This is a genomic window from Lysinibacillus sp. G4S2 (assembly GCF_030348505.1).
Classification (GTDB): Bacteria; Bacillota; Bacilli; order Bacillales_A; family Planococcaceae; genus Lysinibacillus.
This window is the reverse complement of record NZ_JAUCFJ010000002.1, coordinates 852,232-875,251: the sequence shown is the minus strand read 5'-3', so window position 1 is coordinate 875,251 and position 23,020 is coordinate 852,232. Positions and strand designations below refer to the sequence as shown.

Sequence of the window (23,020 nt, the reverse complement as noted above, 5' to 3'; positions counted from 1 at the left end):
TCCCCTCCTGTTACATTCTATTTAATAAAAAATGCTAGTCGTATATCCCCAACGCTTTGCTCCCAACCTGAGCGGTTATTGATATACCCGAGCACTTCACGACTCTACCTGAGCGGTTATCGCATTGACCTGATCACTTTATTGTTCTACCCGAGCGGTTTTTGCATTGACCTGATCACTTTGCTGTTCTACCCGAGCAGTTTTTGCATTGACCTGATCACTTTGCTGTTCTACCCGAGCGGTTTTTGCATTGACCTGATCACTTTGCTGTTCTACCTGAGAACTACTCCATATTACCTGAGCATTACCTACCAGTAGTCAAAGAAAAAAGCCCCTGTTCTCATTCTACATGATACAAGGGGCTAAATGTGCTTATTCAACTTGCATGTTTGTCTCTATTTTTTGTCAATTTTCGCGCTTGTTTTAGATCTTGCTCCACACGCGCGTTTAATCGCTTCTCTAAAAGCTTACCACCCCACCAAAGCACGACAATCGCAACTGCCGCAGTAATCAGTTTTATAGGGCTTGTTAGTAGTGATTTTATATCATAACCAAGCACGCTCATTCCTAAAATCATGACGAACTTCCCTGCCAATAACACAATCAAATAAAACTTTTTGTGCATATGAGATAAGCCTGCTACAACGTTTACAATGACTGAGGGTGTAAAAGGAAAACATAGTAACACGAATAGTGGACTAATGCCATTCATATCTACCCATTTTATTAGCTTCTCTACTTTTTTACTGCCTGTAACAAAACGAAGCTTTGGATGCTTGCCAAAATGTCGGACAAGCAAAAATACTGCATATGAACCAGCTACAGAACCTAGCCAAGATAATAAAAAACCAAACCATAAACCATATGCACTCGCATTGACGACAACGAACACGACCAAAGGTAAAAACGGCAAAAATGCCTCTATAAAAGGTAATAAAAAACCAATGATTGGGCCAAGTGCTTGATATTGTTCCCGAATATGCTCAATGTTTTCTACAGTAAACCATTCACTCAAAATTGACACCTCTATTTATACTGCAAAATTAAATGTAAAATCGTTAACGTTTCCGAAGTATTTTTATATTCATGTGGCTGATGTCCTGAGAATACTAGTGTATCCCCTTCTTCTAGTAATTCATGCATATCCCCAGCAGAAATGGTGGCTTGTCCTTGGATAACGGTCACAGTTTCTTCTACCCCTTCTGTGTGGGCTTCGCTCTTACTAGAGGCACCGGGCTCCATTTCAACTTTATAAAGTTCCCAGCCACGTTCTGGATTATAAGGAATAATAGAATATACACGATACCTTCCATCATCTTCATCTACATGTGGCGCATTCTTACTACTATATTTCATGAAATGTGCTGTAGGCGGCTGTAATAAGCTAGAAAATGAAGTACGCATACCCGCAGCGATTTTCCAAATTGTCGATACTGTAGGGTTCGCCTCTCCCTTTTCAATTTGTGCAAGTTGCGCCTTACTTACTCCTGTAGCTTTGGCTACATCGTCTAAACTTAAATGACGCTGCTGTCGAATCTTCTTTAATTGAAATGCTAAATTTCGACTCATTTGTTCCATTTTCATTCACCAATTTCTATTGTTTATTTTATCAGACATATGTATACTTTAATAAACATTAAGAAATATCAAACTATTCCATCATTAGTATACATCGAAATTTTCAAGAAAGGATGACCTATTTATGGCAAGTACAACAGAATTCCGGAATGAAACAGCAAATACGCCAGATGATAGCTTTTTACAAGGCGTTAAAGATTGTGTCCCCACTTTACTCGGTTATATTAGTATAGGACTTGCTTTTGGTGTTGTAGGTTCCGCTTCTGGATTATCGGTGCTCGAAATTGCACTTTTAACTATACTCGTCTATGCAGGCTCCGCACAATTTATCTTTTGTGCACTTCTTTTAACAGATAGTCCTGCTTCCGCTATTATTGTAACCATTTTCGTCGTAAATCTACGCCATTTATTAATGAGTTTAACATTAGCCCCTCATTTCACACACTATTCCATGCTCAGAAATGTTGGTTTCGGCACATTATTAACGGACGAAACATTTGGTGTAGCTGTTACAAAACAAATGCAAACTGGTAAGCTATATGGCAAATGGATGGATGGGCTAAATATCACTGCTTACTCATTTTGGATTCTTTCTTGTGTAGCTGGCGCATATTTGGGGCAATGGGTGGCAAACCCTGAAAAATGGGGCTTAGATTTCGCATTGATCGCTATGTTTGTGGCACTTCTTGTACTTCAACTTAGCAGTGTAGGTAATAGTAAAATAATGCATTATCTTATGTTAATCGGCTATATGATCGTTATTATGTATGGTCTTTCTTATATCGTACCTTCGCATGTAGCTGTTCTACTTGCAACAGTTATTGTAGCAACAATAGGGGTGGTGACAGATAAATGACGACAACCGCTTCTATGGTCTGGCTTATCATTGGCTGTGCACTTGTAACTTGGTTACCAAGAATTATCCCTTTTATATTCGTACGAAGTGTGAAACTACCAGACGTTGTAATGAAATGGTTAAGCTTTATCCCTGTCTGCATTTTAAGTGCTCTTGTTATTGAAAACTTACTAGATACAGAAAGTGGAAATATCGTTACACTCGATTGGCCCGTATTTATTACATTTGTGCCAACACTAATTATTGCACTTGTCACGAAAAGCTTATCTATTACAGTTGTAGCTGGGGTTATTATTATGGCAGTTGTACGATTTTTCATGTAAAAAGGTCAGTCCTAAAAGTGAGAAAGCTATCACTTTGGACTGACCTTTTATAATATTTTAAACGGTATCTTTATTTTTCTTCATTTTACTTGCTAACCAAAAGCCTACTGTTAACGAAAATGCATCAATCACATATAAAGTAGGCGTGGTAGTGTAACCTGCGTAGACAGATGCCGCAATAAGAGCAATTGCCAATATTAGTGCAACATAACGATTAAACGTAATTCTTGAAAACAATAACACGAGCAATGCTGGCAAAAATAACGCTAACATCATTTTCCCGAAATCATCCATTAGAAATCCCTCGGCTCAGCTAGTAATAATCCTATACGATAATGATCATTGCTATATATAACATGCTGTGTTAACCGTATTTCATTGTTACAGTCTAATACCTCTAGACGACAATGTGCTGCATTTAATTGCAAAGCTTCATATAATTCATTTTCAGTAAAAATGGAACGGCCATTTACTTTACGAATACATTCCCCTGCAAGTAAGCCCATTTTTTCAGCTGGGGAATCAGGAAGCACAGCCGCTATAATAGCACCCTTTGAGCTCGGAGCAACTGCATAAATATCCGTTTTATCTTGCATCGCATAGAAGATTGAAATAATAATACGAATCACTGCACCTATTACCAGCGTTATCAAACCGATGAAAGGTTCTATAAATCCGGCCAGTCCACCTATTAAAATAAGCTGTCCTAATATAAGCACTGATCGGCCAATTTGAGGCAATTTCAAAGCCGGTAATTCTTTTCTAGTAAGCTTTGAAAAACCTATAACGATTGGGAATAGTACAAGTGCAAAGGTACTCTCTCCTATTGTAAATTGTGGCCAATATGGCAAATCTGCTGGAATAATATCTCCTGGTATTACAAAGAAGATTGGTAGTACCCATACATTTCTTGAACGATAGACAATTGCCTGCATACCTCGCTTCGTTTTTTCAACTCGCGGTGTTGTTACCTTCATTGCTGTTTGACGAATTAACATGCCCTCAGCCATCACACATAAACCCGCTAAAATCGTAATCGTTACAATAGGACCATCAAATAAATTTACACCTTCTAAAGAGATTTCCCACCAAGAAAATGTCCAATTGTATTGATACATCAACCATATTGCTAGCGTAGCAAGCCCCATCGTATAAATAGGTGAAAGTGCATTAATGAAGAACAATAAAAGTGCCAACGCAGAAATAGCGATTAAAATCATTAAAAAAGCTTTAGGCACTGTTAAACCTAAACCAACACTTACTAGTGAAATGAGGAGGGCATATAACCAACCATATTTCCATTGCCCAATTAGCTCTGTCCAACCCCAAACAATACGTCTATTAAAAAATTTACGCTCCTGTTTTACACGACTATAACCCAACAAAATCGCAAATAAAATGGCAATATAAATTAATGGGTTGAGTAAAAAGCGGCCAATCGATGTTACAATTTCTATTAATATATCACTAACCATACGAACACCCGCCATTTCTGTCTTGAATACTATGAATTTATTGTATCAAACGACTACACTCTTGCGTAGTACAATCTAGTATTCTTATTTTTTTATCTTCATTCAGCGGATGTCGTAGATTTTAAATGATGTTGTTGCGAATAAAATTTCAATTATGCCTCTATATAATAGTGTCAGGATTCGACTTTGTGCTTGCGTATAGAACTCCTGTCCGAATCCGTGACATCCACCAGAGGCTTTAACTTATTTATTGTTCAATATTATGCATTAAAAAGCTTGTTGCCATTTGGAACTGTAAATCATTTTGACGATCCTCTTTATATTTTTTCAATGTTTCATTTAAGCTGTTAAAGAAAGTAGTATCCATATAAATCTTATCTTCTACTTGTTTCAATTTCTTATCTTCGCGATAAAGCTTAACAGCCTCCTCCGTCGTGTCATCAAAATAACCATCTAAACGGGCAATTTTATAACCTAGCTTTTTTAAAGCATTTTGCGTATAAGCAATTTCTTCACTCATATCGCCCATTTTAAACTTCCCTGATAATGGATGCATTTGAAAAGCAACTAATTCATTTTGTTCAATAACTAAATTAGCCTCAATACCTTGACCATGAATCCATTCGCGTTTTGGTGTCAGCCATTTATTTGTGGACAGTTTAAGCTCTCCGCCATTTGATAGTGACCAAGATTCCTGCACCGTTCCCTTCCCAAAGCTCTTGACACCAACAATAGAGGCACGTCCCCAACCTTTTAAAGCACCACTAAGTACTTCACTAGCCGATGCACTGCCTTGATTTTGCAAAACAACAATCGGTATATTATTCATTATCTGCAAATATTTTTCATCAAAGCTCTTTGATTCTGTTTTTAATGGTTCCATAGCACCTTCAGCATTTTGCATATACGCAAACACTTTGCCATTCTCGAATACAGTGCTCAGCAGCGCTGCGACGCTATGTAAATAACCACCTGGATTATCTCGCACATCGATTACTAACCCTTTGATATCCTTTCGGAGTAACTTACTCGTTTCAGCAACCCATTCATTCGCCGTTTTCTCACCAAAAAGTGAGATTTCTACATAGCCTATAGGTGTATTTTCTACATTCACAACTTCGCTTGATACGGTTTTATTGGAAATTGCTGCTCGTTCCATTGTCATTTTAATATGCTTATCTTCACTTGGACGATAGACAACAATCGTCACCTTTGTCCCCTTTTCGCCTTGAATTAAATGCATTAATTCACTCATCGGTTTACCATCTACTCGAACACCATCAACTTGTACAATTTCATCGAGAGAACGCATTCCTGCTTTTTCTGCCGGAGACGAACGGACAGGAGACACAACAATAAATTTCCCATTATTTTCTGTCAACTCAATCCCAATGCCCACTCTTTCTTCAGCTAACATTTGTCGGTGTTGTTCTGCCTCATCTTTCGAATAATAGGTACTGTAAGGGTCCTTAATAGCATCTGCCATACCCCGAAGTGCCCCCTCCACCAATGCATCTTTTTTCGTACTGTATACAGATTTTTTCTCAATTAAAGTCAACGCTTCATTGATTGATTCGACCTCTGTGACGACTGGCTTCTCTTTATCCCCTAAATTAAACCAATCAAAATAAAATCCACTACCTAGCAATAAACTACTAGCAAGTACGCCGACACCAGCCATTATTTTGCGCAAACCTTCCCTCCTCCGTCTCTTTTACTGTATGACTTTTATTTTTCAAACATACAAGATTCAGCTTCAAAATAATTTGTTGAATACTATGCTTTTTGTTTTGCAAGTATTCTATGAGTGTTGAGTGGGTTTTTGTGAATTGTGGGTATTTCACTTACGTGCGCGGATGTTCTAGCGGGCTTCGCGGGTATTTGTCTTTCGGGCGGAGATTCTATCGTCTTCCGCGGGTATTTCCCTTGCTCGCGCGGGTATTCCATCGTCTTTCGCGGGTATTCACCTTGCTCGCGCGGGTATTCTATCGCCTATCGCGGGTATTTGCTTCTCGCGCGGGTATTCTATCGTCTTTCGCGGGTATTTACCTTGCTCGCGCGGGTATTCTATCGCCTTTCGCGGGTATTTACCTTGCTCGCGCGGGTATTCTATCGCCTTTCGCGGGTATTTACCTTGCTCGTGCGGGTATTCTATCGTCTTTCGCGGGTATTTTCCTTGCTCGCGCGGGTATTCCATCGCCTATCGCGGGTATTTACCTTTCGGGCGGGGATTCTATCGGGCTTCGCGGGTATTTGCCTCTCTCGCGCGGGTATTCCATCGTCTTCCGCGGGTATTTTCCTTGCTCGCGCGGGTATTCTATCGCCTAACGTGGATATTTGCCTCTCGCGCGGGTACTCCATCGCCTTTCGCGGGTGTTTACCTTGCTCGCGCGGGTATTCTATCGCCTAACGTGGATATTTGCCTCTCGCGCGGGTATTCCATCGCCTATCGCGGGTATTTACCCTTCTCGCGCGGGTATTCACCTTTCTCGCGCGGGTATTCCATCGCCTATCGCGGATATTTGCCTATCGCGCGGGTATTCCATCGCCTATCGCGGGTATTTCCCCTTCTCGCGCGGGTATTCTATCGTCTTTCGCGGGTATTTCCCTTGCTCGCGCGGGTATTCTATCGCCTTTCGCGGGTATTTCCCTTGCTCGTGCGGGTATTCTATCGTCTTTCGCGGGTATTTCCCTTGCTCGCGCGGGTATTCTATCGCCCATCGCGGATATTCGCCTATCGCGCGGATATTCCATCGCCTATCGCGGGTATTTCCCTTGCTCGCACGGATATTCCCCCTGAGCGCAGGTGTTCATTCTCGAATCAAGGATATTTTATATAAAACTTTCACATAAAAAATCTGCTTCGTTTCAATGAAAAAACGAGCAGATTCTTTGAATTTATTATTTTTTATTTAGTCTAATTCTTCTACATAGCTTTCTAACATATTAGCATCCATCGGCCCGCTAATAGCACGTTGAATATATCCATTTGAATCAATAAAATAAGTGGTAGGAATCATCATAACATTATATTGTGGAGAAACTTCTTTTTTTTGGTCAAGAAGGATAGGAAATGTTAGTTCGAAGCTATCTCTAAATGTCATGACCGTATCAATTTTTCCGTCAGCTGAAAAATCACGTTCTTGCGATGTTAAATTGACAGCTATGATTTCCACATTATCTTCTTTAGCATGTTGTTCATAATACTTTTGCATATGTGGCATTTCTGCCTTACACGGTGGACACCATGTTGCCCAGAAATTTAACACGACTTTCTTTCCACGAAGCTCACTTAATGTTACATCTTTTCCATCCAAGCTTGTTAAAGTAAAATCCGGTGGTATATCTCCCTTTTTTAAGCCAATCTTTTCTTCATCCACTGCTTTCCCAAGAGAAGCTGTTTCAATTTCACGGTCCTTATCAATCTGCTGTTTAACATATGTACCAATCATCGCGACTACTAATAGCACGACGATAAGCAGCCCAATATTTTTTTTCATCCCTTACCTCCCAATAATTAAATACTTTGCGAAAATTTCTTTGAGTAGTCATATATTGCTATACCTAGTATAAGTAATATGACGCTCACCCATACTGCTGGTTGCCATAAACCATGCGGCTGAAAAAAGGCAACACTTATAAGCCCAATCGTATATAAAAATAGTGCACGATTGATAACCGTCATTTTCCATAGTATGAGGATTGTTAATGTACTTAGCACAATTAAAGTAATTACTTCGCTATTGATTGGATTATCATTTAGTAACACCACAAGCCATTGATAGATTGACTGCGTTAAAATAATTACCCAGCTACAGGCAACGATTCCAGTTGCATCAAACTGTAATTTTTTTCGCTTCCACCAAATCTGAAGTGATGCGGCCATTACCCCTAAAATGACACCCATTGTTCCACCATTGAAATAAAGGATTGCAAACGGTTGAGCAATAACAGTTTTAAAATCAGTGACAATTATGCTAAATTTCCAAACAAGAATAAAGGTAAAAACTGCGTCTCCATATACCCCCGACCATTTTTTCGGAAATTGTACACGTAAAACTAGCCATACAATGAAAAATGCCACAAGGAGAGCGACAGCCGTTGCTGGTAATGTTAGTGTCCGAATAGAGAACCATTCTGTATTATTCACCTGATAAATCCTCCACAAGTAAAGATAATTTCAGCATAGCATACAATCGTTATGTGAACTGTCATTTCACACTGTGTTCAAAAAATCTTCCTAAAACTTGAAAAGAATATACTTTTTATAAGCAAATTCATTGAAATACCCCAGAAGGTATATATACTCTAATATTAACATAAAATGTGGCACAACTAGAAAATGACTGGCTCATCACCATAACGTGTGGTTGATTTCCGTTCCAGCTGGGGCTTCCGATGAGCCACTTCACTCGCAAAGCTCGCTCCAGGTTCTCGTCTGGAACGCTAATCCCAAGGAGTCGCCCAACCTCACTCCAATCAACTTATATCAATTTCGCCTTGTCGTAATTGTAGCTGTCGCTTTGCTTTCGCTACAGAAAACCAATGCGCCCGAAAATAATTTCTAATTAACTTTTACAATTATCTACCAAAACAACGCTGATTTCAAGGTACCACTATAGAAATGCCTTCCCAAAACGTTCTGCCGACTGATCCCTTTCTTAATGTTATAATATCCGTCATCTTAATAGTTCCATCCGTCTCTTTTCTTCTTCTTTCCATCGATTCGTAGGTTCTTTCTGTCGATTTAATCGTCCTATCCGTCGCTTTGCTGCCTCCATCCGTCTCTTTATCTCTTCTTTCCGTCTCTTCACATCTTCCATCCGTCGATTCGTTGGTATCTACCAGTCTCTTTTATTTCTTCAGGCACTTATGTAAAGCTTCAACAACATCCTGCCGACTTGCTGTAAAGCCTCCTCGATTTGTTGACATCGGGGCCTTGACTAGCAAGCTTTTATGAAAGGCATGTCGCGGCATTTACTTTCATCTTAAATTGCATGGTTATAGAAAACTAAAAAAGCTATACATTAGATGAATTCTAATGTATAGCTTTCAATATTTTTACAATGGAATATATTTTAATGGATTGACACTACCGACTGCTTGTCCTTGCCAAGGGCCATTGTGCACTTCAAAGTGTAAGTGTGGTCCTGTTACACGTCCTGTACTGCCCATCGTTGCAATTTGTTGACCTTTTGTTACTTCTGTACCAACACTAACGTTGAAGGAATTTAAGTGTGCATACACTGTCGTATAAATTTGACCGTCGATAGAATGCGTAATGATGACAGCATTACCATACGTGCTTAGTGGTGCAGCATAGGAAACCACACCGTCAGCAGCTGCCCAAACTGGGGTACCTGTATTATTTGCAAGATCGACTCCATAGTGGAATTCTGAACCTCCGCCAAAATTACGCCAGCCATAAGGCGATGTAAAACGACCATTTGTTGGCGTAATCCACGTACCATTCGATTGTGGAGCCTGGACTGTTGAAGACCCACCACCACTATTACCACTATTACCTGAATTAGATGCCTTAGACTTGGCTGCGGCCGCTGCGGCTGCCTTGCGTTTTTCTTCTTGTTGACGGGCAATTTCAGCTAATCGTTTTTGCTCATCAATAATCTTTTGTTGTAATTCATCACTAATTTCAAGTGCCTCAGAGTATTCTTTTTCAAGTAAAACTTTCTCTGACTTTAGTTTTTCTTGTTCTTTTTCTAACTGATCAACTAATTTGTTTTTCTGAGTTTTCTGCCCATCCAATGATGCTTTTAAACGATCAAGCTCAGCTTTTTTATCTTCAAGCTTTTTGCGTTTGCTTTCTAAGACTTGCTTTTGTTCCTCTAATTTTTGCTTGTCCTCTTTTTGATCATGGATAATTTGACGGTCCGCTTCCATTAATGAATTAACAGCAGAGAATCGATCGATAAAATCTACGAAGCTATTAGAACTAAGCAGTACGTCTAAATAGGTAACAGTACCACTCGCCTGAATGGCACGAGCACGATCCTCTAACAATAAATCTCGCTCTTCAATTTTGCGCAGAAGCTCCGTTATAGAACCTTCTAAAGTTTTTATTTCTTCATTTGTAGAATGTATTTCTGCCATTACATTTTTAATATTACTATTAGTTTTGTCAATTTCAGCGTTTAATGATTGAATTTGATCTAATATTTGTTGTTGCTTTTCTTCATTTACAGTAATGGCATTTGATTTATTTTTGATAGATGAATTTAAGCCATCTTTCTTTGATTCGATTTGTTTTTTTTCATCTTTTAAATCCGATAAATTTGTTGCATATGCTGATGGAGTTTGGATAAAAAGAAATAGTGCAGATGCTGCTGTAAGTGTTTTCATTGAGTTTTTCGCCATACTTTTCACCGAGTGAACTCCTTTTCGACTATTATTTTGGTTGATCACCTATTAGGTTGTTTCCATTCTAGACGGCACTTTTCACGAGGCTTTTAATAAGCTTCTTTACTCGTTCCATATCCTCAAAGACTAGATTTTTAAAAACTTACGTACTGACATGAAACTTCCCCAAACACCGATTAGTACACCAATTAGTAATATCAGAGCACTTACTTGATACACAAGTGGTGAGAAATCAAGTACTTGAATAAGCTCACCTTTTAGTCGAGGCGCAATAATTTTATATACATTGTGGTAAAGGGTTGCGACAACCGCAATCGGAATAATAGAACCTAAAAGCCCGAGCCACATACCTTCTAATAAGAATGGAATACGCACGAATGAATTCGTTGCTCCTACAAGTTTCATAATTTCTATTTCATCACCACGTGCAATAATCGTAATTCGAATCGTATTAGAAATTAAGAAAATTGCTGTAAATAATAAGCCTAAAATGAGCACTACCCCTACGTTACGGCTAGTATTTAAGAAGTTGAAAAGCTTTTCTACTTTGCCTTCACCATACATAACATCATATGTAAACTCAAATTCATCAATCTTCTTTGCGACTTTAGCCGTTTGTTGAGGATCTGAAGCCTTCACATAAATAACATTACGTAATGGATTACTTTGCTCAAATAATTTAAAATCGTCCCCAAAATCTTTTACTAATTTAGTTAACTCATTTTCCTTTGTCGAATAACTCATCTCTTCGACACCTGGCAATTTCTTTATTTTTTCCATGAGCGCTTTTTCAGCAGCTTTATCAGCTGTTTCATCAATTAAAATTTTAATTTCAACATCATTCTCTAAATCAGTTGCTACTTTATTTAAATTCATCATAATTAGCGCAAATACGCCTACTAATATTAATGTAACTGTAACTGCACTCACTGAGGCAATGGTCATCCAACTATTACGACCAAGTGACTTTATACTTTCTCGGAAGTGACGTTTTAGAGTATTAAATTTCATAGCCATAATCACCTCCGTGCTCATCACGGACAATCATGCCGCCTTCAATTGCAATTACCCGACGACGAATTGTATTCACAATTTCACGGTTATGCGTTGCCATTACAATAGTTGTACCTCGTGCATTAATTTCCTCAAATAAATTCATAATCTCCCAAGATGTCTCAGGATCAAGATTTCCAGTAGGTTCATCTGCAATAACGACCTTCGGAACATTGACAACAGAGCGCGCAATCGAAACACGCTGCTGTTCGCCACCTGAAAGTTCATTAGGGAACATTCTTGCCTTATTTTTCAGCCCCACGAGCTCCAAAACCTCCATTACCCGGCGACGAATTTCCACAGGATCCTCCTCGATTACCTCTAGTGCAAATGCTACGTTCTCATAAACATTCAAACGAGGGAGTAGTTTGAAATCCTGGAACACAACGCCAAGTTGTCGACGTAAAAAAGGCACCTTATTATTTTTCAATGTAGCTAAATCTATGCCATTAACAGTGATTTCTCCCGAAGTAGCTTTTTCCTCGCGATACATTAATTTAATGAACGTCGATTTACCTGCACCACTTGGACCTACAACATAGACAAATTCACCTTGCTTTATGTTAACGGAAATCCCATTTGTCGCAACAACGCCATTTGGATACTTCTTTGTCACATTTTTCATTTCTATCATATTTAAACCACCTAAATCTCTTACCTATGTAAGAGGTATTTCATTTACTATTATAGCACTCTATTTCTTTTTTTTTATTACAGTTTCATTTCATTACGTGTCAGTTCTTTCTATTTCGTTCTTTCATTGCCATTGCAAAAACGAAATTGACATAAAACTCGACATAAAAGAAACAGAAATCGACTTCAATGAAGAGGCGTCGATTTCTGTTGAAAGTAAAAAAACATTCAAGCTATGCTGTTTTACATAGCCCGAATGCTTTGTTCCTTAAATATGCTGCTCGTCAGTTGTTGTATAACGTACTAAAACTGCACCTGTTTTAGATTCACCTTCGATAAATAGTCGATTGGCATTCTCTACTTCTTTATCAAAACGTACTACTTTTGATAAGAATTGATCCTGTGATTCGATTTTGGAAGCATCTTGAATACCAATATCTACTTTACCAAAATTCGTAACTATTTTACCGCTTAACGATATTGTACGTGGCACATACAATTCAACAGCTCCTGCAACTGTTTGCGCCTTGATTTTTGATGAATTGGTTGAGCAAGTTGTGACAACAACATGTCCATTGACCGATTTTGCTTCAACTTCATCCAATGCACCATCTAAATATACACGACCATTCAATGTTTCAGCTTCTAAATCTTTACCACGGACATTTGTTAATTCAATCGAACCATTAGAAGAATCAACTTCTGCCTTTCCAAAATTAAACTTAGAGCCTTTAATCACACCGTTTAACGTCTTTACTTTTAATTGCTCAAAATCCGTATCTTGTAAAGTAACACTACCGTTCATTAAACGTACAGATAGTTTTTCTAATTTTTCCTTTGGTACAAGTACTTTAACATTTACTTGAACAAGCTTTAGTTGACTTAAAATTCGTAGTGAACCTTCATCTTCCTTTACAACGAATTGCTCTAGGAAATGAGCACGCGTTTCTTCTTCACTGTCATTAATAAGTGGTGCCTTCACCTTGCAAATAACTTGGAAGCTATCTCCCTCGGCAGATTCTAATGAAAAATTGCCATTCGGTAATTCAGCAAATATATTATCTATATGTTCAGCTGCCACTTCTTCCGTATGTGTAAACTCAACTTTATCACCAAACGGAGAGTTAACATCAAACTCTTTTACTTTTTTCACTGCTGTATTCATCATATCCATAAAGAGTGAACCAATTTGCGTTAAATCTTTACGGAAATCTCGCATCTCTTCTTGGAAATACTTAGTGAAATCTTCATCTTTTTTCGTTTGTTCATCTTTGTGACTTTCTTTAAACACTGACTCTTTTTCTGTCGAGGAATGCTGGCCCTCATTTGAGACATCATTCATAACATTTTGAGTGGACTTGCTAGGTTGCTCTAACGCTTCTAATAATGTAATCGCCTCTTGCGCTGTAATTGTTCCTTTTTCCACAAGTTCTAAAATTCGTTGACGTTCATTTTGCATAATTAAATAGCCTCCCTCAGTTCGTTATACTATTTATACGAATCATCTTGTGAAAAGTTTCACCATAAAAATGAAAAAATTGGGCATATATCTTTTTTTAGGCTTATTTTCATAGCATTTTAACATAATGTCATCTAACTTTTGAATTTATCGGAACATTTTTACGTTTTATCACCCAACTTTTGAGTTTTATCGACCAACTTCCACGTTTTATCACCCAACTTTTACTTTTTATCGACATCCGCATGCCGGGCGCACGTAAAAAAGTTCGCAAATCTCTCTTAGGAAATTTGCGAACTTTTTTTACGCGCAGTAATTTATCGGTGTCGAAAACTAATAATCAGTGGGGATAAAACCCCACTATTATTGAGAAGCCTTTGCTAATGCAGCTTCCATACGCATACGATCTCTTGTCAATATGGGCTTTAAATATTTCCCTGTATAAGAGCCGCTTACTTCAACGACTTCTTCTGGTGTACCTGTCGCAACAATGGTACCACCTTTGTCGCCACCTTCTGGCCCTAAATCGATAATGTAGTCTGCTGTCTTGATGACATCTAAATTATGTTCGATTACTAGTACTGAATCGCCATTTTCTACAAGACGCTGTAAAACAACAAGTAAACGTGCAATATCATCTGCATGTAATCCTGTTGTCGGCTCATCTAAAATATAGAATGATTTACCTGTTGAGCGACGGTGTAATTCTGAGGCTAATTTCACACGCTGTGCCTCACCACCAGATAATGTTGTTGCAGGTTGCCCTAGTTTCATATAGCCTAATCCAACATCCACAATGGTTTGTAGCTTACGCTGGATTTTCGGAATATTTTCGAAGAATACGACTGCGTTTTCAATCGTCATATCTAAAATATCCGCAATGCTCTTATCTTTATATTTTACTTCAAGTGTTTCACGGTTATAGCGTTTCCCATGGCAGACTTCACACGGCACGTAAACATCTGGAAGGAAATGCATTTCAATTTTTATAATACCGTCACCACGACAAGCCTCACAGCGACCTCCCTTAACGTTGAAGCTAAAGCGACCTTTTTTATAGCCACGTACCTTCGCCTCATTTGTTGCTGCAAAAACATCTCGAATATCATCAAACACACCTGTATAAGTAGCAGGATTAGAGCGAGGTGTACGACCGATTGGTGATTGGTCAATATCAATAACCTTTTCGAGCTCTTCCATCCCTGTTACTTCTTTATGTTGGCCTGGCTTCACCTTTGAACGATTAAGCTTTTGAGCCAATGATTTATATAAAATTTCATTAATAAGTGTTGATTTACCTGATCCAGAAACCCCTGTTACTGCGACGAATAAGCCAAGTGGTATATCAACTTTCACATTTTGAAGATTATTTTCCTTAGCACCTTTAATCGATAATTTGCGTCCATTCGGTTTACGTCGCTCAATTGGCAGTGGAATAAACTTCTTACCACTTAAATATTGCCCCGTCAAAGACTTTTCATTTTCCATTACTTCCTGTGGTGTTCCTGCCGCTACAATTTGACCACCATGCACACCTGCACCAGGACCAACATCAATGAGATAATCCGCCGCCAGCATCGTATCTTCATCGTGCTCGACAACAATAAGCGTATTGCCTATATCGCGCATATTTTGCAGTGTGCTTATGAGACGGTCATTATCGCGTTGATGTAAGCCGATTGATGGCTCGTCTAAAATATAGAGGACACCTGTTAAACGCGAGCCAATCTGTGTAGCGAGGCGAATGCGTTGAGCTTCTCCCCCTGAAAGTGTTCCTGCTGCTCGACTTAATGTTAAATAATCTAATCCTACGTTTACGAGGAAGCCTAGTCGTTCTTCAATTTCACGTAAAACTAGTCGAGCAATTTGCATATCCTTTTCTGATAAATCCAGCTCGTTGAAAAATGTATCAGCTTCCTGAATCGAATACTGAGTGACTTCACCAATATGCTTATCTGCTAGTTTTACAGCTAATGTTTCAGGCTTTAAGCGATAACCTTTACAAGAAGGACATGCTTGCTGCGCCATATATTTTTCCATTTGTTCGCGCACGTAATCAGAAGTGGTCTCCTTAAAACGACGCTCCACATTACGCACAACACCTTCAAATTCAATCATTTGATCTCGCACATTGCCAAACTCATTTTCATAATGGAAGTGGATTTTATCTTTACCAGAACCATATAAAATTTTATCCATCTTTTCTTTCGGAAGATCCTTTACAGGTACATCCATCGGAATATCATAATGATCACAAACAGCCTTTAATAACTGTGGATAATATTGTGAGCTAGTTGGTTCCCACGGTGCTAAAGCATGCTCTAATAAAGAACGGTCCCAATCCGGTACTACCAAATCAAGATCTACCTCTTGTGTTGAACCTAAACCATCACAGCTTGGGCAAGCTCCGAATGGACTGTTAAATGAAAACATACGAGGCTCTAGCTCACCAATAGAAAATCCACATAATGGACAGGCATGATGCTCACTAAATAATAATTCCTCATGTTCCATCACATCGACAAGTACACGCCCATCAGCTAAACGCAATGCTGTCTCTAAGGAGTCGCTAAGACGTGCCGCTACACCTTCCTTCATCACAACACGATCAATGACTACTTCAATCGAATGCTTTTTGTTTTTATCAAGATCAATCGCATCATCTAAATCACGTAGTTCCCCATCGATCCGCACTCGAACAAAGCCTTGCTTTTTTAAATCCTCCAGTAACTTTACGTGCGTTCCCTTGCGCCCTGAGACCATTGGAGCAAGCAACTGCATTTTCGTTCTTTCTGGGTAAGATAATAAACGATCGACCATTTGCTCAATCGTCTGGGAAGTAATTTCAATACCATGATTCGGACAAATAGGCTTACCGATGCGCGCATATAGCAAACGTAAATAATCATAGATTTCCGTTACTGTACCAACTGTAGAACGTGGGTTACGGCTCGTCGTTTTTTGATCGATGGAAATAGCAGGAGATAACCCCTCTATCGCATCGACGTCTGGTTTGTCCATTTGACCAAGGAATTGTCGGGCATAGGCTGAAAGTGATTCTACATAACGACGTTGTCCCTCAGCATAAATCGTATCAAACGCTAATGATGATTTCCCTGAGCCCGATAAACCTGTTAACACTACTAGTTGATCACGTGGAATTGTGACATTAATATTTTTTAAATTATGTGCTCGCGCGCCCTGCACGACTATTTCAGTATTTTTCACAAGCCATTCACCCTTCTACCTTCAATTCAAATATTGTATCGCGCAGCTCAGCAGCACGTTCGAAATCTAGCGCTTTTGCTGCTTCCTTCATTTCTACTTCTAGCGTAGCAAGTAACTGCTCTCTTTCCGCCTTCGTCAGCTTCTTACCTTTTGTTGCCTTCGCTACATAAGACTCTTCTTCCTCTGCCACCTGTGTCGCACGAATAACATCAGGAATCTTCTTAACAATCGTTTTCGGTGTAATGCCATGTTCTTCGTTATATGCCATTTGCAGTGTTCGACGACGTTTCGTTTCCTCAATCGCCTTTTTCATAGAGTCCGTCATATTATCTGCGTACATAATGACATGACCATTGGCATTACGTGCAGCACGTCCAATTGTTTGAATGAGTGAACGCTCTGAACGTAAAAACCCTTCCTTGTCAGCATCTAAAATAGCGACAAGAGAAACCTCAGGAATATCTAGCCCTTCCCTCAATAGGTTAATACCAATTAGAACATCATAAGTACCTTTGCGAAGCTCACGAATAATTTCAATTCGCTCTAGTGTCTTAATCTCTGAATGCAAGTATTCCACTTTTAAGCCCATTTCTTTCAAATAAGCTGATAAATCCTCAGACATTTTTTTCGTCAATGTTGTCACGAGTACCCGCTCATCACAAGCAATACGTCCTTGAATTTCATCGATTAAGTCATCAATTTGTCCTTCAATAGGACGTACGTCAATTTGTGGATCAAGCAGCCCAGTTGGACGAATAATTTGCTGCGCCATTTCCGGCGTATGCTCAAGCTCATATGGGCCAGGTGTTGCCGAGACATAAATGGCTTGATGAATACGTTTCTCATATTCCTCAAAGCGTAAAGGACGGTTATCTAGTGCTGATGGCAAACGGAAGCCGTGCTCTACCAACACACCTTTACGTGCTTGGTCACCATTAAACATTCCTCGAACCTGTGGCAATGTCACATGACTTTCATCGACAACAAGTAAAAAATCCTCTGGGAAATAATCAAATAACGTATATGGAGTTGCCCCCGCTTCACGCAATGTTAAATGACGCGAGTAGTTTTCAATCCCTGAGCAGAAGCCCATTTCACGCATCATTTCTAAATCATAGCGAGTACGCTGCTCTAAACGCTGCGCCTCCAATAATTTATCCTCCGCACGTAAAAGAGCTAGGCGCTCCTCCAACTCTTTTTCAATATTTTCAATGGCTTTTAGCAGTTTTTCTTCTCGTGTAACGAAGTGGGATGCTGGGAAAATAGCGACATGGTCACGATCCCCTAAAATTTCACCCGTTAACGCATCTACCTCGCGAATTCGATCTATCTCGTCTCCGAAAAACTCCACACGAATACAATGTTCATCACGGGATGCTGGTAATATTTCCACTACATCTCCACGTACCCGAAACGTCCCACGCGTAAAACTCACATCATTACGCTCATACTGTACATCGACTAGCTTTCGAAGCAATTGATTACGTTCAATTTCCATTCCGGTACGCACTGACACGACCATTTCGCGATACTCTTCTGGAGAACCTAAACCATATATACAGGACACGGACGCAATAATAATGACATCCTCACGCTCAAATAATGAAGATGTCGCAGAGTGACGTAACTTATCAATTTCATCATTAATGCTTGAATCTTTCTCGATATAAGTATCCGTCTGTGGCACATAGGCCTCTGGCTGAAAGTAATCATAGTAGCTGACAAAGTATTCAACTGCATTATTAGGGAAGAACTCTTTAAACTCACTATATAATTGACCCGCTAATGTTTTATTGTGCGCCATAATAAGTGTCGGTTTTTTTACCTCTTTAATGACATTAGAAATCGTAAACGTTTTTCCTGTTCCTGTTGCACCGAGCAATGTTTGATGACGTTTACCTGCAAGTACACCCTCCACTAATTCCGCAATTGCCTGTGGCTGATCCCCATTAGGCGTATATGGCGCTTGTAAATCAAATGTTTGCACACATGTCCCCGTCCTTTCCTACCAATTTGTACATATATTTTAGCATAGCAGTATTAAAATTTCGAACATTTAACGAACGAATGTTTGTAAATTTTTATTCTTTTGCTACAATGTAGAACATATGGCCGAAGTGCTTAATGAAAGCTTACTTATACATTCGATAATTGTAGAGCAAAAAAAGTGATATTCCTTACGGCGACTTAACTGCTGTCTGTAAACATAGAGTTCCTGTTAATAGATTACCCTTTCCAAATGTTAGCTAATCGAGATGGACGGATGGAAATGCATTAGCCTAGAGGAGATTTTCAATCGTTTGATAATAGACTCTCCTCGTCGAGCTCGAGTCCTGGGAGTTTCGATTGGGTAAGGAGGTGAAATGTTCGGGTAGGCTGAAGAACTGATCGGGTTGATTGAAGATTTGATCAGGTAACCAGAAGATACGATCGGCTTGGCCATAGATCTGATCGGGGTCGACGAAGATACGCTCCGCTTAGCCATAGATCTGATCGGTTTGGCGATGATTCGCTCGGGTCAGCCGTAAATCTGATCGGGGTCGGCGAAGTTTCGCTCGGGTCAGCCATAAATTTGATCGGGTTCGACGAAGTTTCGCTCGGGGCGGTCGTAAATCTGATCGGGTTTGGTGAAGATTCGCTCAGGGCGGTCGTAAATCTGATTGGGGTCGACCAAGAATCGCTCGGGTCCTAGGAAGATTTCGATTACTTCAAAAAATATCTGCTCAGGTCCTGGCTCGGCTTAATGCCACCATATCCACTCAAGCCATATGAAGTTCCGACGAGTTCAGGGCACCCCAAATCACCAATCTTCCAAAGAAAGTAGCAAAAAAAAATCCCGCCCTCCAATAAACGGAGAGCGGGCTCATCATATTATTCACTTGCTACTTCGTGTAAGACTTTTAGTTCGGTTGCGTATAGATGAAATGCCTTTTCATCTTTTTCATCGAGTGCTCTATCTATCAGAACCATGAGCTGCTCTTCACGATGCATACGCTGGATATGATTTAAAAATAAATCTAAATAAATCTCGTTCAATAATTTCTCTGCCTCATCCACTTTCTTTGACTGACCAACGGCTTTTAGAAAATCTGTATACGAATAATATTTATCCAACGATCTCACCTCGATCCTTTTCTAAATTATATGAAAATTGAATTTAAAAAGCAATGCTTAAGAACCGAAAATCACTTCGATTTGCTATTAATCTCGAGTAATTTCAAGCAATTTCTCTAAGCAATTGCTTGGAATATCAATCACTTTTGCCTTTTATCTATATTTTCTGAATTCAAATTTGTATTTTACACTTCAATAATAAATAGAAAAGGAGGCACTACATATATGCCAGCAAATTATGTCAATGGATATTTAATGTCTTTCAACACCTATTTACTTCAACCAATTCAGTACGACTCTAAAATTTTCACACGGGTAATCGACAAGCATAATGAACTCATCGTCACACGGAAGCCACTGCATATATTACGAAAATCTTGCATTTCACTCGGAACAACCTATGAGGCAGCAAAACATTCCGCCAAACGCTTCTTCGGTAATCAACATAAACTTCCAATCGTTGTTGCTTATGATTATGGTTACCCTTGTATTTTTCTACCAACTTATTCGCCAAACTCTGTCCACAATATTTGGATCGGGCTACACGCCATTTCGAATATTGTACCGAGTAAAACGGGCTGTATCGTCACACTAAAAAATGATAAACAAATTGAACTACCCATTCAATATGCTTCTATTAGCAAACAATTTGTCAATGCATCGATGCTTTATAAGCATTACATGAATGAACGTAAGCAGCTTAGTCAAGACAATCCATATCATCCACCTTTTTGAGAGGACGGGCGATCATAGCTAATCTAGAAGAACAAAAAATCCCCTCAGGAGCACAATTTTACTGTGCCTCTGAGGGGGCTTTCATTACCCTATTTTTGAACGTAAGTATGCATTAATGAATGGATCTACATCACCATCCATCACCGCTCCTACATTACCTGTTTCTTCATTTGTACGATGATCCTTTACCATTGAATATGGATGGAATACATATGAACGAATTTGTGAGCCCCAGCCGATTTCCTTCTGTTCACCACGGATTTCATCTAGCTGTGCCTGCTGCTTATCGATCTCTAATTGATAGAGTTTCCCTTTTAACATCGTCATTGCTTTTTCACGGTTTTTAATTTGTGAACGTTCTGCCTGACATTGTACGACGGTACCAGTCGGGATGTGCGTAATACGAACAGCTGAATCTGTCGTATTAATATGCTGACCACCTGCTCCTGTTGCACGATACGTATCAATTTTTAAATCCTCTGTGCGAATATCAATTTCAATATTATCATCGAATTCAGGCATAACATCACAAGAAACGAATGATGTATGACGACGACCAGAAGAGTCAAACGGTGAAATACGCACTAAACGATGGACACCTTTTTCTGCTTGCAAATAGCCGTAAGCATTATGACCCTTAATGGACAATGTTACAGATTTAATACCTGCTTCATCCCCTGGAAGATAATCAACTGTTTCGACTTTAAAGCCACGTTTTTCTGCCCAACGTGTGTACATACGAAGTAACATTGAGCCCCAATCCTGAGATTCCGTACCACCAGCTCCTGGGTGCAACTCTAAAATCGCATTGTTTTGATCATATGGACCACTTAATAGTAATTGCAGCTCAAAATCGCCCATTTTTTGCTGGAATTCTACTAATTCTGTGCCCAGCTCCTCCTGCAATTCTTCATCAGGCTCTTCTCGCAATAGCTCTAGCGTCATATCTAAGTTCTCATATGTTTCCACTAAATCTTTATATTCATTCACAATTGCCTTTAAGCCATTACCCTCATTAATGATTACTTGTGCGCCTTGCTGATCATCCCAGAAGCCTGGCTCAAGCATCATTTCATCTAATTCCTGCATGCGTGCCTCTTTGTTTTCTAAGTCAAAGAGACCCCCTAAAATCCGCCAATTTTTTGGCTGAAGTGTCTAACGCGTTACGTACATCTGCTAATTCTATCATTGTTAAATCCTCCGAACATTATTAATGGGGCTATTTGTAAATATTCATGATGAGTTACCGAAGTATCGGTATGTGCCTTTAATCCAAATGATTCTTGCTAAGTTCTCATCGTTCTCGAGATGCATTCAAAATGCTCATATCTCTATTTTTTGTAAGCCCCGTATTTTTTTATTATAACGTTTTTACGTCGGAAAACATACTTTTTTAACAATACGGCTTGATTTACATAACTAAATGTACGGTAATCATTCGTCTTAACCTTTATCCTCATATACAGAACTGTGGCTTGTCACGCGTGGATATACTTTCACTCGATCATGTTGTACTAGTAAGTGTTTTGTTCGTTTCTCTAGTTTATCCTTTAGTAAAAACGCTCTTTGAATTCTGTATTCAAATGATCTAACACTTAAATCCACAATAATGTCCTTGCCGTTCATAAAAACTACTTTTGTACTCTTTTTATCCACAACTTGATAGTCCTCAATATGATGGACAGCCAACCATATACATTCAGGATGTAAAGGAGATTTACTTGGAAACCATACAATATCACTCCCTTCATGAACCACTATTGGATTTTTATTCAGCTTTCCAAGTATCATTTTCGAACCATCGAATGCCCCTCTTAGGCTTGAACCGAAATACCGTAGATTATAATCCATTAATTTTGTCGGTGATAATTTTGATATATATTGATAATCTCTTTCTATCACACGTGTACACAAGTTCCCATAGGCATCATACTCCGGCATATACAGCATCGTTTCACCACTCATAATGTCATCATTTTGCATGTTTATCCCCCTTAAAATTATTTTTTCTAGTAAAGAGGAGTATAGTAATAAATATATTGGTATACTCCAATGTATTTCCTCGAGAATTTTTATATCCACACATGAATCACCCCCTTAATTCAAAGAAAGCAAGTCCACACTTATCACACCATATAAAACTTTTCAACCATTTATATATTTATAATAAACTAGATAAAAGTTATAA

20 protein-coding genes are annotated in these 23,020 nt (G+C 39.1%); 3 read left to right on the top strand and 17 right to left on the bottom strand.

From position 1 onward, the window contains the following. Positions 1–376: 376 nt before the first annotated feature. The gene (locus QUF91_RS04515) at positions 377–1,015 is read right to left on the bottom strand and encodes a TVP38/TMEM64 family protein (RefSeq protein ID WP_289416997.1); all 639 of its coding nucleotides are present in this window, start codon (positions 1,013–1,015) and stop codon (positions 377–379) included. Positions 1,016–1,026: 11 nt separating this feature from the next. Beyond that, positions 1,027–1,578 (bottom strand): helix-turn-helix domain-containing protein, encoded by a 552-nt coding sequence (locus QUF91_RS04510; protein ID WP_285395483.1) that lies wholly within the window; start codon positions 1,576–1,578, stop codon positions 1,027–1,029. A gap of 124 nt (positions 1,579–1,702) precedes the next feature. On the opposite strand from QUF91_RS04510, the gene QUF91_RS04505 reads away from it, so the two are divergent. Continuing rightward, positions 1,703–2,434, top strand: a complete 732-nt coding sequence (locus QUF91_RS04505; protein WP_289416996.1) for an AzlC family ABC transporter permease — start codon at positions 1,703–1,705, stop codon at positions 2,432–2,434. Next, positions 2,431–2,757: an AzlD domain-containing protein gene (locus QUF91_RS04500; protein ID WP_285395481.1), complete on the top strand. Its 327-nt coding sequence runs from the start codon at positions 2,431–2,433 to the stop codon at positions 2,755–2,757. Before QUF91_RS04505 ends, QUF91_RS04500 begins: the two co-directional genes overlap by 4 nt. A 57-nt stretch (positions 2,758–2,814) precedes the next feature. Here the strand turns inward: QUF91_RS04500 and QUF91_RS04495 are convergent, their stop codons facing one another. The 13 genes from QUF91_RS04495 to QUF91_RS04435 all read right to left on the bottom strand — a co-directional run bounded on the left by QUF91_RS04495 (position 2,815) and on the right by QUF91_RS04435 (position 20,097). After that, entirely contained in the window at positions 2,815–3,051 is a 237-nt protein-coding gene (locus tag QUF91_RS04495; protein ID WP_285395480.1) for a DUF2198 family protein, read from the bottom strand. Further along, the gene (locus QUF91_RS04490) at positions 3,051–4,232 is read right to left on the bottom strand and encodes a PDZ domain-containing protein (protein ID WP_289416995.1); all 1,182 of its coding nucleotides are present in this window, start codon (positions 4,230–4,232) and stop codon (positions 3,051–3,053) included. The genes QUF91_RS04495 and QUF91_RS04490 overlap by 1 nt, the downstream gene beginning before the upstream one ends. Before the next feature lie 247 nt (positions 4,233–4,479). Further along, positions 4,480–5,925 (bottom strand): S41 family peptidase, encoded by a 1,446-nt coding sequence (locus QUF91_RS04485; protein ID WP_285395478.1) that lies wholly within the window; start codon positions 5,923–5,925, stop codon positions 4,480–4,482. A gap of 1,219 nt (positions 5,926–7,144) precedes the next feature. Further along, positions 7,145–7,732: a peroxiredoxin family protein gene (locus QUF91_RS04480; protein ID WP_285395366.1), complete on the bottom strand. Its 588-nt coding sequence runs from the start codon at positions 7,730–7,732 to the stop codon at positions 7,145–7,147. A 17-nt stretch (positions 7,733–7,749) separates the two neighbouring features. Further along, on the bottom strand, positions 7,750–8,382 hold the full coding sequence (locus QUF91_RS04475; protein ID WP_289416994.1) for a hypothetical protein: 633 nt from the start codon (positions 8,380–8,382) through the stop codon (positions 7,750–7,752). A 529-nt stretch (positions 8,383–8,911) separates the two neighbouring features. Further along, positions 8,912–9,046, bottom strand: coding sequence for a hypothetical protein (locus tag QUF91_RS04470; RefSeq protein WP_289416993.1), 135 nt, complete (start codon positions 9,044–9,046; stop codon positions 8,912–8,914). A gap of 247 nt (positions 9,047–9,293) precedes the next feature. Next, positions 9,294–10,616, bottom strand: coding sequence for a murein hydrolase activator EnvC family protein (locus QUF91_RS04465; protein WP_289416992.1), 1,323 nt, complete (start codon positions 10,614–10,616; stop codon positions 9,294–9,296). 120 nt (positions 10,617–10,736) lie between these two features. Continuing rightward, entirely contained in the window at positions 10,737–11,621 is an 885-nt protein-coding gene (gene ftsX, locus QUF91_RS04460) for a permease-like cell division protein FtsX (protein ID WP_285395370.1), read from the bottom strand. Next, positions 11,611–12,297, bottom strand: coding sequence for a cell division ATP-binding protein FtsE (gene ftsE / locus QUF91_RS04455; RefSeq protein ID WP_285395371.1), 687 nt, complete (start codon positions 12,295–12,297; stop codon positions 11,611–11,613). Before ftsE ends, ftsX begins: the two co-directional genes overlap by 11 nt. Positions 12,298–12,564: 267 nt before the next feature. Next, positions 12,565–13,755, bottom strand: a complete 1,191-nt coding sequence (locus QUF91_RS04450; RefSeq protein WP_285395372.1) for a DUF4097 family beta strand repeat-containing protein — start codon at positions 13,753–13,755, stop codon at positions 12,565–12,567. 363 nt (positions 13,756–14,118) lie between these two features. Then, on the bottom strand, positions 14,119–16,983 hold the full coding sequence (gene uvrA / locus QUF91_RS04445) for an excinuclease ABC subunit UvrA (RefSeq protein ID WP_289416991.1): 2,865 nt from the start codon (positions 16,981–16,983) through the stop codon (positions 14,119–14,121). 7 nt (positions 16,984–16,990) lie between these two features. Next, positions 16,991–18,970, bottom strand: coding sequence for an excinuclease ABC subunit UvrB (gene uvrB / locus QUF91_RS04440; protein WP_285395375.1), 1,980 nt, complete (start codon positions 18,968–18,970; stop codon positions 16,991–16,993). Positions 18,971–19,854: 884 nt separating this feature from the next. Further along, entirely contained in the window at positions 19,855–20,097 is a 243-nt protein-coding gene (locus tag QUF91_RS04435) for an IDEAL domain-containing protein (protein WP_285395376.1), read from the bottom strand. A gap of 225 nt (positions 20,098–20,322) precedes the next feature. On the opposite strand from QUF91_RS04435, the gene QUF91_RS04430 reads away from it, so the two are divergent. Beyond that, a complete protein-coding gene (locus QUF91_RS04430; protein WP_285395377.1) occupies positions 20,323–20,832 on the top strand; it encodes a competence protein ComK in 510 nt (169 codons plus the stop codon). A gap of 84 nt (positions 20,833–20,916) precedes the next feature. Here QUF91_RS04430 and prfB read toward each other — a convergent pair. Beyond that, positions 20,917–22,021 (bottom strand): peptide chain release factor 2 gene (gene prfB, locus QUF91_RS04425; RefSeq protein ID WP_481817426.1). Its coding sequence is split into 2 segments (ribosomal slippage): positions 20,917–21,945 and positions 21,947–22,021, totalling 1,104 coding nucleotides; the frame shifts between segments, so codons are not numbered across the junction. A 254-nt stretch (positions 22,022–22,275) separates the two neighbouring features. Continuing rightward, positions 22,276–22,815 carry a competence protein ComK gene (locus QUF91_RS04420; protein ID WP_289416990.1) on the bottom strand — a complete coding sequence of 180 codons (540 nt, stop codon included), beginning with the start codon at positions 22,813–22,815 and terminating at the stop codon, positions 22,276–22,278. Positions 22,816–23,020: the final 205 nt, after the last annotated feature.